The sequence below is a fragment of the Halotalea alkalilenta genome (assembly GCF_001648175.1).
Classification (GTDB): domain Bacteria; phylum Pseudomonadota; class Gammaproteobacteria; order Pseudomonadales; family Halomonadaceae; genus Halotalea; species Halotalea alkalilenta_A.
Genome location: NZ_CP015243.1, coordinates 465,001 through 479,534, shown reverse-complemented (window position 1 = coordinate 479,534; position 14,534 = coordinate 465,001). Strand labels below are relative to the sequence as shown.

At 60.2% G+C, this 14,534-nt stretch carries 15 protein-coding genes; 14 read left to right on the top strand and 1 reads right to left on the bottom strand.

From position 1 onward, the window contains the following. Positions 1 to 6: 6 nt before the first annotated feature. From A5892_RS02155 to A5892_RS19700, 14 genes are all read left to right on the top strand, one after another. Complete coding sequence (locus tag A5892_RS02155; RefSeq protein ID WP_064121393.1) at positions 7 to 942, top strand: ParB/RepB/Spo0J family partition protein; 936 nt, start codon at positions 7 to 9, stop codon at positions 940 to 942. A gap of 228 nt (positions 943 to 1,170) precedes the next feature. After that, entirely contained in the window at positions 1,171 to 1,590 is a 420-nt protein-coding gene (locus A5892_RS02150; RefSeq protein WP_064121392.1) for an ATP synthase subunit I, read from the top strand. Between the two features lie 9 nt (positions 1,591 to 1,599). Beyond that, positions 1,600 to 2,427 carry a F0F1 ATP synthase subunit A gene (gene atpB / locus A5892_RS02145; RefSeq protein ID WP_064121391.1) on the top strand — a complete coding sequence of 276 codons (828 nt, stop codon included), beginning with the start codon at positions 1,600 to 1,602 and terminating at the stop codon, positions 2,425 to 2,427. 170 nt (positions 2,428 to 2,597) lie between these two features. Next, positions 2,598 to 2,825: a F0F1 ATP synthase subunit C gene (gene atpE / locus A5892_RS02140; RefSeq protein WP_027350932.1), complete on the top strand. Its 228-nt coding sequence runs from the start codon at positions 2,598 to 2,600 to the stop codon at positions 2,823 to 2,825. Positions 2,826 to 2,907: 82 nt separating this feature from the next. Beyond that, complete coding sequence (locus A5892_RS02135; RefSeq protein WP_027350933.1) at positions 2,908 to 3,378, top strand: F0F1 ATP synthase subunit B; 471 nt, start codon at positions 2,908 to 2,910, stop codon at positions 3,376 to 3,378. An 11-nt stretch (positions 3,379 to 3,389) separates the two neighbouring features. Next, the gene (locus tag A5892_RS02130) at positions 3,390 to 3,932 is read left to right on the top strand and encodes a F0F1 ATP synthase subunit delta (RefSeq protein WP_064121390.1); all 543 of its coding nucleotides are present in this window, start codon (positions 3,390 to 3,392) and stop codon (positions 3,930 to 3,932) included. A 16-nt stretch (positions 3,933 to 3,948) separates the two neighbouring features. After that, positions 3,949 to 5,490, top strand: a complete 1,542-nt coding sequence (atpA, locus tag A5892_RS02125) for a F0F1 ATP synthase subunit alpha (RefSeq protein WP_064121389.1) — start codon at positions 3,949 to 3,951, stop codon at positions 5,488 to 5,490. 138 nt (positions 5,491 to 5,628) lie between these two features. Then, complete coding sequence (gene atpG, locus A5892_RS02120; protein ID WP_064121388.1) at positions 5,629 to 6,501, top strand: F0F1 ATP synthase subunit gamma; 873 nt, start codon at positions 5,629 to 5,631, stop codon at positions 6,499 to 6,501. A 77-nt stretch (positions 6,502 to 6,578) separates the two neighbouring features. Continuing rightward, positions 6,579 to 7,955, top strand: a complete 1,377-nt coding sequence (gene atpD, locus A5892_RS02115; RefSeq protein WP_064121387.1) for a F0F1 ATP synthase subunit beta — start codon at positions 6,579 to 6,581, stop codon at positions 7,953 to 7,955. Between the two features lie 50 nt (positions 7,956 to 8,005). Next, positions 8,006 to 8,428: a F0F1 ATP synthase subunit epsilon gene (locus A5892_RS02110; RefSeq protein WP_064121386.1), complete on the top strand. Its 423-nt coding sequence runs from the start codon at positions 8,006 to 8,008 to the stop codon at positions 8,426 to 8,428. A gap of 173 nt (positions 8,429 to 8,601) precedes the next feature. Beyond that, a complete protein-coding gene (gene glmU / locus A5892_RS02105; protein WP_064121385.1) occupies positions 8,602 to 9,960 on the top strand; it encodes a bifunctional UDP-N-acetylglucosamine diphosphorylase/glucosamine-1-phosphate N-acetyltransferase GlmU in 1,359 nt (452 codons plus the stop codon). An 86-nt stretch (positions 9,961 to 10,046) separates the two neighbouring features. Then, complete coding sequence (locus tag A5892_RS02100; protein ID WP_027350940.1) at positions 10,047 to 10,817, top strand: DeoR/GlpR family DNA-binding transcription regulator; 771 nt, start codon at positions 10,047 to 10,049, stop codon at positions 10,815 to 10,817. A gap of 77 nt (positions 10,818 to 10,894) precedes the next feature. Further along, positions 10,895 to 12,733, top strand: coding sequence for a glutamine--fructose-6-phosphate transaminase (isomerizing) (gene glmS, locus A5892_RS02095; RefSeq protein ID WP_064121384.1), 1,839 nt, complete (start codon positions 10,895 to 10,897; stop codon positions 12,731 to 12,733). A 461-nt stretch (positions 12,734 to 13,194) separates the two neighbouring features. After that, a complete protein-coding gene (locus A5892_RS19700; protein WP_082890222.1) occupies positions 13,195 to 13,896 on the top strand; it encodes a biosynthetic peptidoglycan transglycosylase in 702 nt (233 codons plus the stop codon). Here the strand turns inward: A5892_RS19700 and A5892_RS20105 are convergent. Beyond that, complete coding sequence (locus A5892_RS20105) at positions 13,876 to 14,490, bottom strand: hypothetical protein (protein ID WP_150123455.1); 615 nt, start codon at positions 14,488 to 14,490, stop codon at positions 13,876 to 13,878. The two genes, A5892_RS19700 and A5892_RS20105, sit on opposite strands and share 21 nt — an antisense overlap. Positions 14,491 to 14,534 lie beyond the last annotated feature (44 nt).

Genomic DNA, 14,534 nt, shown 5'->3' with positions numbered 1-14,534 from the left:
TCTCGCATGACACGCAAGCGCGCACTGGGACGCGGGCTCGATGCGCTGATCGGCGCGCGGGGCCGCAGCCGTACGCCGCTCGACGAGGTGAGCGTCGATGAGCGGCATGCCGATCCAGCCGAAGCTCCGGTCGATGCTTCCCCCCGCTCGGAGGACGAGCACGCAGAGCGACTGCTGCGGCTCGAGCTCGGCGCGCTGAGCCGCGGCCGCTACCAGCCCCGACGGGAATTCGATCGCGAACGGCTCGATGAGCTCGCCGCCTCGATCAAGCACCGTGGCGTGATGCAGCCGATCGTGGTGCGCCCGCTCGCCGGTAAGGGCGAGCGCCAGCGCTACGAGATCATCGCCGGTGAACGTCGCTGGCGCGCGGCGCAGCTCGCCGGGCTCGAGGTGATTCCGGCGGTGGTTCGGGAATTGGACGACGAGTCCGCGCTGGCGCTGGCGCTGATCGAGAACATCCAGCGCGAGGATTTGAGCGCGATCGACGAGGCGCTGGCGCTGAAGAGACTGATCGACGAGTTCGCTCTTACCCAGCAGCAGGTCGCCGAGGCGGTCGGCAAGTCGCGCGCCCAGGTGGCCAACCTGCTGCGATTGCTGGCGCTGGAGGCGGAGGTGCAGGGCATGCTGGAGCGTGGCGAGCTGGACGTCGGCCACGCCCGGGCGCTGCTGCCGTTGAAGGGTGCGCGGCAGCGTCACGCCGCTCGCGACGTGGTGGCTCGCGGGCTCACCGTGCGCCAGACCGAGTCGATGGTTCGTCGGCTGCTATCGCCGCCGGCGAAGGAGTCCCGCGGCACGGCGGATGTCGCCCAGCTCGAGAACCGTCTCGGCGAGCTGCTCGGCGCCGCCGTGAAGATCGATCATGGTGCATCCGGCAAGGGCAAGGTACTGATCAAGTACTCGAGCCTCGACGAGCTGGACGGAATACTCGCCCACATTCGCTGAAGTGATGGGAAGTTTGATCTTTGGACTGCGGCATTTTGCCGCAGATTTGCCGGAATCAGTGCTCAGCGGGCTTAAATCAAGCCCAAGAGACGGGCTTCCGACCAACATTGCATTGAAGCGCATCTGTGCGCGCCTTATAATTCGCCGGAATTTTGAAGCCGAACCTTGGCTTGCGCGCATTCTAAGCGCCAGGCGCCGCCCGGAAAGACAGTCGAGTACTTGGACATCATGCAGCGAGTGAGTTCCGCGGTACATCGCCAAAGAAAGCCGCGCGACACCTTGCCGTTCAAGATCGTGGCGGTTCAGTCGGCCGTGGGAATGGCGGCGGCACTGGTCGCGTTGCTTGCGATCGACCAACAGGCCGCTTTCAGCGCGTTCTCCGGTGCGTTGGTCAGCGTGATTCCCTGCTTCTATTTCGCCTGGCAGTTTTCGCGTGTCTACTCGGCTCGTGCCTCGCAAGGTTCCGTCGGCACGCTCTACCGTGCGGCAGCGGGTAAGTTCGGTTTGACGGTGGCACTCTTCGCGATCGTGTTCGCGCTAGTGCCCCCCTCAAACCCAGCTTCGTTCTTTTGTGCTTACGTGGCGACCTCCCTTGCGCACTGGCTAGCCCCCTGGCTGCTGCGCGGGCTGGTTAGCCGCCGGATTTGAGGCAGATCAATGGTCGCGAGCGAATCGTCAGCATCATCGGCATACATCAATCACCACCTCCAGAATCTGACCTTTGGTCTGCACCCGGAACGCGGTTGGTCACTGGCCCACAGCAGCGCTGACGTCCAGGCGATGGGCTTCTGGTCCATTCACCTCGATTCGATGTTCTGGTCGATCCTGATCGGCGTGGCCTTCCTCTGGCTCTTCCGGCGCGTCGCCAAGTCGATGACCACCGGTGTGCCGGGGCGTACCCAGAACATCGTCGAGATGGCGGTGGTCTTCGTCGGTGACCTGGTACGCAACACCTTCCATGGCAATAGCAATCTGATCGCCCCGCTGGCTCTGACGATCTTCGTCTGGATCCTGCTGATGAACTCGATCAAGTTCCTGCCGGTCGACCTGATTCCCAGCATCGCCGCCCTGCTCGGCGTCGAGTACATGAAGCCGGTGCCGACCGCCGACCCCAATGTCACCATGGGCATGGCGCTGAGCGTCTTCGCGCTGATCCTCTACTACAGCATCAAGATCAAGGGCATCGGCGGCTTCTCTCGCGAGCTGGCCTTCACCCCGTTCAATCACTGGGCGCTGGTGCCGTTCAACCTGGTGCTCGAACTGATCGGACTGCTGGTCAAACCGCTCTCTCTGGGTCTTCGACTGTTCGGCAACATGTTCGCCGGCGAGGTGATCTTCATCCTGATCGCCCTGCTGCCGTTCTGGATCCAATGGGCGCTGGACGTGCCGTGGGCGATCTTCCATATCCTGGTGATCCCCCTGCAGGCCTTCATCTTCATGATGCTGACCATCGTCTACCTGAGCCAGGCCCACGAGAAACACTAAAAGGAATCATCGAGCTCGCGCCGCGTGGCGCAGTCCGGTCTGGCCGACGCCGACCACTCTGCGCCGGGGCGCTGGATCGATCGACGTCGTGCGCGATGCCTCGGTGACTGGACGCATCTGCACTTACCCTTGAACCGACCCAACCTTGGTTTATCTACAGGAGCCTCACCATGGAAATGATTTACATCGCTGCCTCGATCATGATCGGTCTCGGCGCGCTCGGCACCGGTATCGGTTTCGCCATCCTCGGTGGCAAGCTGCTCGAGTCCACCGCTCGCCAGCCTGAGCTGAGCAACCTGCTCCAGACTCGTACCTTCCTGATGGCCGGCCTGCTGGACGCCGTGCCGATGATCGGTGTCGGTATCGCGATGTACCTGATCTTCGTCGTCGCTGGTTGATCCGCCAGTGCCGGGCGGGTTCTAACCAGCTGGCTCGGCTCTCACGATTCCGGTCACCACGAATTGTCAAAGGTACTCGCCTGTGAACATCAACCTGACACTCATCGGACAAGCGATCTCGTTCGCGATCTTTGTCTGGTTCTGCATGAAGTACGTGTGGCCGCCGATCTCCAGTGCGCTCGCAGAGCGTGAGAAGAAGATCGCCGAAGGTCTCAATGCCGCAGATCGTGCCAAGCAGGAACTCGACCGCGCCCAGGCCGAAGCCGAGCAGATCCTGCGCGAGACGCGTGACGAGGCAGCCAAGATCGTCGAGCAAGCGCGTTCGCGCTCGAACAAGATGATCGAGGAAGCACGCGAGACCGCGCGGGTGGAAGGTCAGCGAATGATCGACAGCGCCCGCGCCGAGATCGAGCAGGAAGTGCAGAGCGCCAAGCTCGCGCTGCGCGCGCAGGTCGCGTCGCTCGCCGTGCAGGGTGCTGAACGGATCCTCGAGTCCTCCGTCGATGAGAAGAAGCACGCTGATCTTCTCGACAAGCTCGCCGCCGAGCTCTGAGGGAGGATTTCATGGCACAGTCGAATCCCGCTACGGTCGCCAGGCCTTACGCCAAGGCAGCTTTCGAAACGGCGGTTGCGCAGGGTGACCTGAGCAACTGGTCGAAGATGCTCGAGCTCCTCGCCTGGGTGGTTCTGGATCCTCGCGTCGAAAGCGTGATCGAAGATCCGCGTCACGCGCCGGGCCGCACGGCGGAAATCATCGTCGAACTCTGCGGCGACCAGCTCGACGCTCGGGGCGCCAACTTCGTTGCCCTGCTCGCCGAGAACGGGCGACTGGCGGCGCTGGCCGAGATATTTGAACAGTTCGAGGCTGCTCGCGCCGAGCACGAGCGCCGCGTCGAGGTCGAAATCATCAGCGCCTTTGCCTTGAGCGATGCGCAGCAGGGCAAGCTCGCCGACGCGCTCAAGAAGCGCCTCGACCGTGAAATCTCTATCACCACTTCAGTGGACGGCTCGCTGATCGGCGGTGTCATCATCCATGCAGGCGATACCGTCATCGACGGGTCGCTGCGCGGACGATTGGCGCAGCTCGAGAGCAGTCTGAACGCCTGAGGTCAGGGGACATGGCATGCAGCAACTGAATCCTTCCGAAATCAGCGACATCATCAAGAGCCGGATCGAAAAGCTCGATGCCGGTCTTGAAGCCCACAACGAGGGCACCATCGTCAGCGTCGCCGACGGCATCGTCACCGTCCATGGGCTCACCGACGCCATGTACGGCGAGATGATCGAGTTCCCTGGCGATGTCTACGGCATGGTGCTCAACCTCGAGCGCGACAGCGTAGGCATCGTGGTGCTCGGCGACTATGAGATGCTCACCGAGGGCATGATCGGCAAGTGCACCGGCCGCATTCTCGAAGTGCCGGTCGGCCCCGAGCTGATCGGCCGCGTGGTCGACGCGCTCGGTAATCCGATCGATGGCAAGGGCGACATCAAGGCGACCGAGCGCGATGCGATCGAGAAGATCGCACCCGGCGTCATCTGGCGTCAGGGCGTCGATCAGCCGGTGCAGACCGGTCTCAAAGCGATCGATGCGATGGTGCCGATCGGCCGCGGTCAGCGCGAGCTGATCATCGGCGATCGCCAGGTAGGCAAGTCGGCGATCGCGATCGATGCGATCATCAACCAGAAAGGCAAGGGCGTCGTCTGCGTCTACGTGGCCATCGGCCAGAAGCAGTCGACCATCGCCAACATGGTGCGTAAGCTCGAAGACCACGGCGCGATGGATCACACCATCATCGTCGCCGCCGGCGCCGCCGACCCTGCCGCGATGCAGTACCTGGCACCCTACGCCGGCTGCACCATGGGCGAATACTTCCGCGATCGCGGCCAGGACGCGCTGATCGTCTATGACGATCTGACCAAGCAGGCCTGGGCCTATCGCCAGATCTCGCTGCTGCTCAAGCGCCCCCCGGGTCGTGAAGCCTATCCCGGCGACGTCTTCTATCTCCACTCGCGTCTGCTCGAGCGTGCCTCGCGCGTCAGCGCCGCGTACGTCGAAGAGTTCACCAAGGGTGAAGTGAAAGGCCAGACCGGCTCGTTGACCGCGCTGCCGATCATCGAGACCCAGGGCGGCGACGTTTCGGCGTTCGTTCCGACCAACGTGATCTCGATCACCGATGGCCAGATCTTCCTCGAGACCAACCTGTTCAACTCGGGCGTGCGTCCGGCGATCAACGCCGGTCTCTCGGTCTCCCGTGTCGGTGGCGCGGCGCAGACCAAGGCGATCAAGAAGCTCGGCGGCGGCGTGCGTCTGGCGCTCGCGCAGTATCGCGAGCTGGCGGCGTTCTCGCAATTCGCCTCTGACCTCGACGAAGCCACCCGCAAGCAGCTCGAGCACGGCCAGCGCGTCACCGAACTGATGAAGCAGAAGCAGTTCGCACCGATGTCGGTCGCTGAAATGGCGGTGTCCCTGTACACCGCCAACGAAGGCTACCTGAACGACGTGGCGGTCAGCGACGTATTGGTCTTCGAACGCGATCTGCTCGAGTACATGCACACCGAGCATGCCGAGCTGCTGGACAAGATCAACCAGAAGGGCGGCTACGACGACGAGATCCAGAAAGGTCTCAAGGAAGCCGTCGAGAGCTTCAAGGCGACCCGCAACTAAGCAAGGCTAGGTGGGCGCGGATGCGCCCCCCGATGCTCTAAGGAGGCGTGCCGGATCGCTCCGGACGCCGCCAGCGAACGTGGCGCGGCGGGTTCAAGCCTCAAGCAACACGTTTCCGGGTTCGTACAGGAGATCGCCATGGCAGCCGGAAAAGAGATCAAGCAACAGATCGGCAGCATCAAGAACACGCAGAAGATCACCAGTGCGATGGAGATGGTCGCTGCGTCGAAGATGCGCCGGGCTCAAGAGCGCATGACGGCGAGTCAGCCCTATGCGCGCAAGGTTCGCGAGGTGTGCTACCACACCGCGGATGCGAACCTGGATTATCGCCACCCCTACTTGATGCAGCGTGAGCTCAAGCGCGTTGGCTTGATCATCGTCACCACCGACCGTGGGCTGTGCGGTGGTCTCAACGTCAACGTGTTCAAGGCCGCGCTGAGCGAAGCCAAGCGCTACCACGATCAGGGAATCGGGGTGGCGTTCTGCGCGATCGGCAGCAAGGGCGCGAGCTTCTTCAAGAAGTACGGCGGCGAGCTGGTGGCTTCCAAGTCGGGCCTGGGCGATGCCCCCGAAGTCAGTGCCCTGCTCGGCAGTATCAAGGTGATGCTCGACGCTTTCGACGAAGGCAAGCTGGATCGGCTGGTGGTGGTGGCGAACGAGTTCGTCAACACCATGACCCAGAAGCCGGTCGTGCGTCAGCTGCTGCCGCTCGAGGCCAACCCTGAGGAAGCGCCGGTGGCGAGCAAGGGGAGCTGGTTCTACCTCTTCGAGCCTGAGGATCCGAAAGTGATCCTCGATGGACTGCTGGTGCGCTACGTCGAATCACAGGTCTATCAGGCAGTGGTCGAGAACATCGCTTGTGAGCAGGCGGCTCGGATGATCGCGATGAAGAATGCCTCCGACAACGCTGGTGAAATCATCAGCGACCTGCAGTTGGCCTATAACAAGGCGCGTCAGGCGGCGATCACCCAAGAGATCTCCGAGATTGTTGGCGGTGCCGCGGCGGTCTGATGCCGAAGGCGACGCCGCCCATGGATCATTCGACATGCCTGGCGGCATGACAGAATTGCAGGTTTAGAGGACACCAGATGAGCGGACATATCGTACAAATCATCGGCGCTGTCATCGATGTGGAGTTTCCCCGCGAAGACGTGCCCAAGGTCTACGATGCACTCAACGTAGACAACACCGAGACCGTGCTCGAAGTCCAGCAACAGCTGGGCGACTGCGTCGTGCGCGCGATCGCGATGGGATCCACCGAAGGGCTGAAGCGCGGCCTGCCGATCTCCAGCACCGGTGCGCCGATCCAGGTGCCGGTAGGCACCCAGACCCTCGGCCGGATCATGGACGTGCTTGGTCGACCGATCGACGAAGCCGGTCCGATCGGTGAGGAAGTGCGGATGTCGATCCACCGCCGCGCGCCGGGCTATGCCGACCAGGCAGCCTCCAACGAGCTGCTTGAGACCGGGATCAAGGTCATCGACCTGGTCTGCCCGTTCGCCAAGGGCGGCAAGGTCGGTCTGTTCGGTGGCGCCGGTGTCGGCAAGACCGTCAACATGATGGAGCTGATCCGTAACATCGCGGTCGAGCACTCCGGCTTCTCGGTGTTCGCCGGTGTCGGCGAGCGTACCCGTGAAGGTAACGACTTCTATCATGAGATGAAGGAGTCGAACGTCCTCGACAAGGTCGCGCTGGTCTACGGCCAGATGAACGAGCCGCCGGGCAACCGTCTGCGCGTCGCGCTCACCGGTCTGACCATCGCCGAGAAGTTCCGCGACGAAGGCCGTGACGTACTGTTGTTCATCGACAACATCTACCGCTTCACCCTGGCCGGTACCGAAGTGTCCGCACTGCTCGGGCGTATGCCTTCCGCGGTGGGCTACCAGCCGACCCTGGCCGAAGAGATGGGCATGCTCCAAGAGCGCATCACCTCGACCAAGACCGGCTCGATCACCTCGGTCCAGGCGGTCTACGTCCCAGCGGACGACTTGACCGACCCGTCGCCGGCGACCACCTTCGCGCACCTCGATGCCACCGTCGTACTCTCGCGCCAGATCGCCGAGCTCGGCATCTATCCCGCGATCGATCCGCTCGACTCGACCTCGCGTCAGCTCGATCCGCTGGTCGTCGGCGAGGAGCACTACAATGTCGCACGGCGTGTCCAGAACGTGCTCCAGCGCTACAAGGAGCTCAAGGACATCATCGCGATCCTCGGCATGGACGAGCTCTCCGACGAAGACAAGGCGACCGTTGCCCGCGCGCGTAAGATCCAGCGCTTCCTGTCGCAGCCGTTCTTCGTCGCCGAAGTGTTCACCGGTGCACCGGGCAAGTACGTTTCGCTCAAGGACACCATCGCCGGCTTCACCGGGATCCTCGACGGTGACTACGACGATCTGCCCGAGCAGGCGTTCTACATGGTCGGCGGCATCGAAGAAGCGATCGAGAAAGCAAAGGGCATGCGCTGAGCATTCCTTCATTCGACGCCGCCCAGGGGCGGCGTCGGTAGGAGACAGAGATGGCAAACAGCTTCCAGTGCGACATCGTCAGCGTCGAGACAGCGATCTTCTCCGGTAAGGTTTCGCAGGTCGTCGCCACCGGCATCGAGGGTGAGCTGGGCATTCGCGCGGGCCACGAGCCGCTGCTGACCCTGCTGGCGCCGGGGCCGGTGCAAGTGACACGCGAAGGTGGCCAGGAGGAGGTGTTCTACGTCTCCGGTGGCTTCCTCGAGATTCAGCCGGATATGGTGTCGATCCTCGCCGACACGGCCGCGCGGGCGCGCGACCTCGACGAGGCTGCAGCGCAGCATGTACGCGACGAGGCACAGCGGGCGATCGGCAATAAGAAAGCCGAGCTCGATTATTCGAGCGCGCTTGCCGATATCGCCGAGGCCAACGCGCGGCTTCGCACCCTCAACGAGCTCAAGCGCCGCAAGTCCTGATCGTTGATGTCGTTCCAGACGCCCTGGCCTTGGCCGGGGCGTTTGCGTTTTAACCGCCTTGGATGCGTGCCGCCGGTCGCTGCGCTGTGGTGTAATCCCTCCATTCCCGGCCGGCGGTGCTCGACGCATCGCTGTGCGCTTTCTCCATTCAATCGATTTTCCGCGGAGTATCCATGTCCCTCGATGTCGTGATCCTCGCCGCCGGCCAAGGCAGCCGGATGCGCTCCAGGCTGCCCAAGGTCCTTCACCCGCTTGCCGGCCGGCCGATGCTGCAGAGGGTGGTAGACGCAGCCAGAACGCTTGGGGATGCGCGCCTGCACGTCGTGATCGGACACGGTGCAAAACGGATCGAGTCGGCGTTCGCAGGCCAGGGCCTGGATTTCGTGGTGCAGTCCGAGCAGCTGGGTACTGGCCACGCGGTGGCCCAGGCGCTGGCGTCGCTGGGCGACGGCCCGGTGCTGGTGCTCTACGGTGATGTGCCGCTGATCCGGGGCGAAACCCTCGAGCGACTGATCGAAGGGCTCGATCACGACCGGCTCAATCTGCTCACCGTCGAACTCGCCGATCCCTCCGGCTATGGACGGATCATTCGCGATGGGAGTGGGCGGATCTCGAGCATCGTCGAGCACAAGGACGCAAGCTTGGAGCAGCGTCGGGTGCGCGAGTGCAATACCGGTATTCTCGCCACCACCGGAGCGCTGCTGAAGCGCTGGCTGCCGAAGCTCTCCTCGGCCAATGCCCAGGGCGAGTACTACCTCACCGATATCGTCGCCATGGCGCGGTGCGAAGGTATCGAGATCGACGCGGCCCAGCCCGAGCACGTCCAGGAGGTTGCAGGCGTCAATGACCGGACTCAGCTCGCCGCGCTCGAACGCTGGCTTCAGCGTGAACAGGCCGAGCGGGTGATGGCCGAGGGCGCGACGCTGAGCGACCCTTCCCGCTTCGAACTGCGTGGCTCGCTCGAAGTCGGGTTCGACGTCTCGATCGACGTTGGCTGCGTGTTCGAAGGCGAGGTGAGCCTGGGCGAGAACGTGAGCGTCGGGCCCTATTGCGTGATCCGCGATGCGAACATCGGGCCCGGCACCCGGATCGAGGCGCACAGCGTGATCGACGGCGCCGAGATCGAAGGCGACAGCCAGATCGGGCCCTTTGCCCGGCTGCGCCCTGGTACCGTGCTGGCCCGCGGCGTGCGGATCGGCAACTTCGTCGAAACCAAGCAGGCGCGGATCGGTGCCGGCAGCAAGGTCAACCACCTGAGCTACATCGGCGATGCGCGGATAGGCCGAGACACCAATGTCGGTGCCGGGACCATCACCTGCAACTACGATGGGGTGAACAAGCACCGCACCGAGATCGGTGACGAGGTCTTCGTCGGTTCCAATACGGCGCTGGTGGCGCCGATCACGATCGGCGATCGCGTGACCATCGCCGCTGGCTCGACGCTGACCCAGGCGGTGGAGCACGACCGATTGGTGGTCGCCCGCAGCCGCCAGGTCGAGAAGACCGGCTGGCAGCGACCCAAGAAGGGTTGATTTCGAATTGAAACATTGAACGGCGTGTTCGAAAGATATAATCTTTCGGAAACGCCGTTTTTTTCACGGCTACGATAGAGTATTCCATGTCGAGAAGAACGCCCGCACGTCGTGAAGAGATCCTCTCCCTGCTCGAAGAGCAAGGAGAGATCAGCGTCGAGGCGCTGGCCCACTATTTCGCCACTTCGGAAGTGACCATCCGCAAGGATCTCGCCCTGCTCGAGGATGCCGGTCGGTTGATCCGCCGCTATGGCGGTGCCGCGCTGATCCCCCGTGAACAGGCCGAGCCCGCGCGGATTTCACCGATCAAGCAGCGAATCGCCCACGAGGCGCGCCGTCGCATCCGCGATCATGCACGGATCATCATCGACAGCGGCAGTACCACCGCGGCGCTGATCCCTGAACTCGAGGACGTGCTCGGGCTGGTGGCGATGACCAATTCGCTGATGGTCGCCAACGCCCTGCGCGAGCTTCCGAGCCACCCATCGCTCTTGATGACCGGCGGTACCTGGGACGAGCGCTCGAACTCGTTCCAGGGCCAGATCGCCGAGCAGGTGCTGCGCGCCTATGACTTCGACCAACTGTTCATCGGCGCCGATGGCATCGATCTCGAGCGTGGTACCACTACCTTCAACGAGCTGATCCGGCTTTCCCAGGTGATGGCCGAGGTGGCACGCGAGGTGGTGGTGATGGCCGAGGCGGACAAGGTCGGGCGGCGAATGCCGAATCTCGAGCTCGACTGGGAGGCGATCGACGTGCTGATCACCGATGACCGGCTCGAACCAGCGCTGCGCGAGCGTATCACTGCCCGCGGCGTCGAACTGGTGGTGGTCGAAGGAGCTGGCGAGGCGGGCTGAGTTCGTCTCGGAACATTGATCAAGCAGGATTCATCAAGCGCCCTTGCATTGCCGGGGCGAGCGCGAGGAGAAGGGCTATGTGCGGGATCGTTGGAGCGATCGCTTGCCGGCAGGTGCAGGGTATCCTGCTCGAAGGGCTCAAGCGGCTCGAGTATCGCGGCTACGATAGCGCCGGCATGGCGACGCTCGATGACCAAAGCGCGCTTGCACGCCGGCGGGCGGTGGGCAAGGTCGCCGCGTTGGAAGCCGAGCTCGCCAGGGCACCGCTCTCCGGACGCTGCGGGATCGCCCATACCCGCTGGGCGACCCACGGCCGGCCGACGGTGGAGAATGCCCATCCGCACTTCTCCAACGGCCGCCTGGCGGTGGTGCACAACGGCATCATCGAGAACTTCGAGCCTCTGCGCGTGGAACTCGAAGCCGACGGCTACCGTTTCTCCTCCGAGACCGATACCGAGGTGATCGCGCACCTGATCGATCGTGAATTCTCTCGCCTGGGTGATCTTTTCGCCGCGGTCGAACGGGTGATCGCGCGGCTCGATGGTGCCTATGCGATCGCGGTCATGCACCGTGACCAGGGCGAGCGGATCATCGGCGCGCGCAAGGGCAGCCCACTGGTGGTCGGGGTCGGCATCGATGAAATCTTCCTCGCCTCCGATCCGCTGGCGCTGTTGCAGGTCACCGATCGCTTCATCTACCTGCACGAGGGCGATGTGGTGCAGCTCTGCCGCGGCGGTGCGCTCGAGATCCACGACCGTACCGGGCAGCCGGTCGAGCGCGCGGTGGTCACCTACGAGCACGGCGATGGCGCGGCGAGCAAAGGGCGCTTTCGCCACTTCATGCAAAAAGAGATCTTCGAGCAGTCGGAGGTGATCGCTGCCACGCTCGAAGGGCGCCTTGCTTCGGACCATGCGCTGTCGCGCGCCTTCGGCGCCACCGCCGAGGAGCTGTTCGAGCGGATAGAGGCGATTCACATCGTGGCCTGCGGCACCAGCTACCACGCCGGAATGGTCGCCCGCTACTGGCTCGAGAAGCTCGCCGGCATCCCGACCCAGGTCGAGGTCGCCTCCGAATACCGCTACCGCGAAGTGGTGGTGCCGCGCAACACGCTGTTCGTCACCCTGTCGCAGTCCGGTGAGACCGCCGACACCCTCGCCGCGCTGCGCCATGCCCAGGGGCGCGGTGACTATCTGGGCAGCCTTGCGATCTGCAACGTCGCCGGCAGTTCGCTGGTGCGTGAGTCGCAGCTTTCGCTTCTGACCCTCGCCGGCCCCGAGATCGGCGTTGCCTCGACCAAGGCGTTCACCACCCAGCTTACCGCCCTTATGCTGCTCGCGCTGTCGCTGCGCCGGGTTCGCCAGGGCGACGACCCGGTCGCCGCCGGGCTGATCGAAGCGCTGCGCGGACTGCCCCGGGTGATCGCCCGAACGCTTAAGCTCGACGCCACCATCGAGCGGCTCGCCTCCGCCTTCGGCGAAAAGCAGCACGCACTGTTCCTAGGCCGCGGAACGCAGTTCCCGATCGCCCTGGAAGGCGCGCTGAAGCTCAAGGAGATCTCCTACATCCATGCCGAGGCCTATCCTGCAGGCGAGCTCAAGCATGGCCCTCTGGCGCTGGTGGACGGCGATATGCCGGTGGTCGCGGTAGCGCCCAACGACGAGCTGCTCGAGAAGCTCAAATCGAACCTCCAGGAGGTGCGCACCCGCGGCGGCCAGCTGTTCGTCTTCGCCGACGAAGCCTCAGGAATTCGCGAAAGCGAAGGCGTCACCGTGATCGCACTGCCCGCGGTCGACGAACTGCTCGCCCCGATCGTCTACACCCTGCCGCTGCAACTGCTCGCCTACCACGTCGCGGTGCTGCGCGGCACGGACGTCGATCAGCCCCGTAACCTGGCCAAAAGCGTTACGGTGGAGTGAGAGCAATAGCCACTCGGCATCGGACGCTTGCAAGTTTAAAAGAGAAGGCGTTGTTCAAGGGAGGAAAGTGCTGACCGACAATGGCAAGTCCTTCACCGATTGATTTACCTGAGCGGACGTAATCGATTCATGAACCACATCTATTCACAGCCTATTCAGACTGCTAAAATCTATCTTTACTACCAAAACGACAGCGCATCGTAGTTGTCATTCTCTATGAGTGTCGGCAGAATTTTGGCGGAATGGACTTGTTTGTAAGAATTAGTCGACCATGGTGGCTGTGTAAAAGTATTTTTTAGCATATGTGCAGTAGACGAGTAACTTATTGGTACAAAAGATGGATATAGGATGCTTTCTATAATTCGGTACTCTTAAAAACATTGATTTTTAGCATCTTGGCAATAATTTTTTGGAATAACTTTTAAATTAGATTCTTATCGATCTGAGGAAATGAAAAGGACATGAAAATAAAAATACCTTATTGCAGTGGTGAACCCAAATATTGGTTTGATATTAAAGGATGGCTTATCTTTTTTAATATTTCACTCGATGAACTAATACTGGATACTATGCAACCTAGATGGGACTCGAGTTTGTTATATTCAAATGGTCTTCAGGTATTGGAACGACATGTTCTTGCGCTGGAAGATAGATATTATTTTAAACATAAAGGAATTGATTATCGTGCTGTTTGGAGGATTTTACGTCAAATCTTAAAAAATAAAAGAATTGGTGGAATGAGTACTATAGAGCAACAATATGTTCGTACTTATTTAAATAGACGTGAGAGAACCTTTGGAAGGAAGTTTAATGAATTAATGTTGGCTTGGCTGTTAAGTCATCGTGTAAACAAAATTAGAATATTGAGGACTTATTTAAGCTGCGCATATTTTGGATATAAGCTAAATGGTTGTGACAGTGCTAGCAACCGTCTCTTTGGGAAAGCAAGCAATGAGTTAGATGAAAGAGAAGCTGCATTAGTGGCTAGTCTACTAGTCTATCCGATGCCTAAGTCTATAGTTTTTGCTGAAAATTTGATTTTTTTATTGCATATTTGCGACATAGATCGTTTTTTTACGGAAGCGTATAAAATTTCTCCTAGATGGAGTTACAATATTAGAAAAAGAATGGAATTTTCACTTTCACTTTTGGGTCATTCCTAATAGTCTTCGGAATAAGTAAAAATGTGACAAATTGCTTCTATTTTGAAAACTAATTTCTCCTCGACCAGAGAAGGATGCAAAGCGCATCAATCTGATTCTAAGTAGAAATTTTTCTATCAATATATTGGACAACCCAGTGAGAGTGTTTAAACGTGTTTCAAGCCCATGTAGACTTTGTGGTGAAGATTTTCCTATTTGAACACCATAAATAATAGAATTTATTGAAGCCAACTCTTGCTGAAAATTTCTTTCCAACTCCAAAGAGGCTTCTTTTCCAAAAGAGTATTCTAATCGAACACTAATTTCTCCCAGTTTATCGTTCCATTCTAGAAGTGTGGAGCGATACTCATCAATATCTGCTTGATTATTATTAGGGCTTTGGGTAGCCCATAAGTATCTCTTCTGTCTGTAAATACGCTTATGTAATAAAGATGATAGTTCACTTATTAAAGAGATAGCCGATTCTCTTTCTCTATCATATTCTTTTACTAAAGCTTGATTTCGCCAATTCCTTTGTTGCAAAAAAGACGTCAGTAGTGCAATTAAAATTGCAACGACTAATCCGAATAGCCCTGCCAGCAGATGGTTAGCCATATAGTTCACCATGTTTTTTTAATTTTAAGTATTTTAGTATTTTA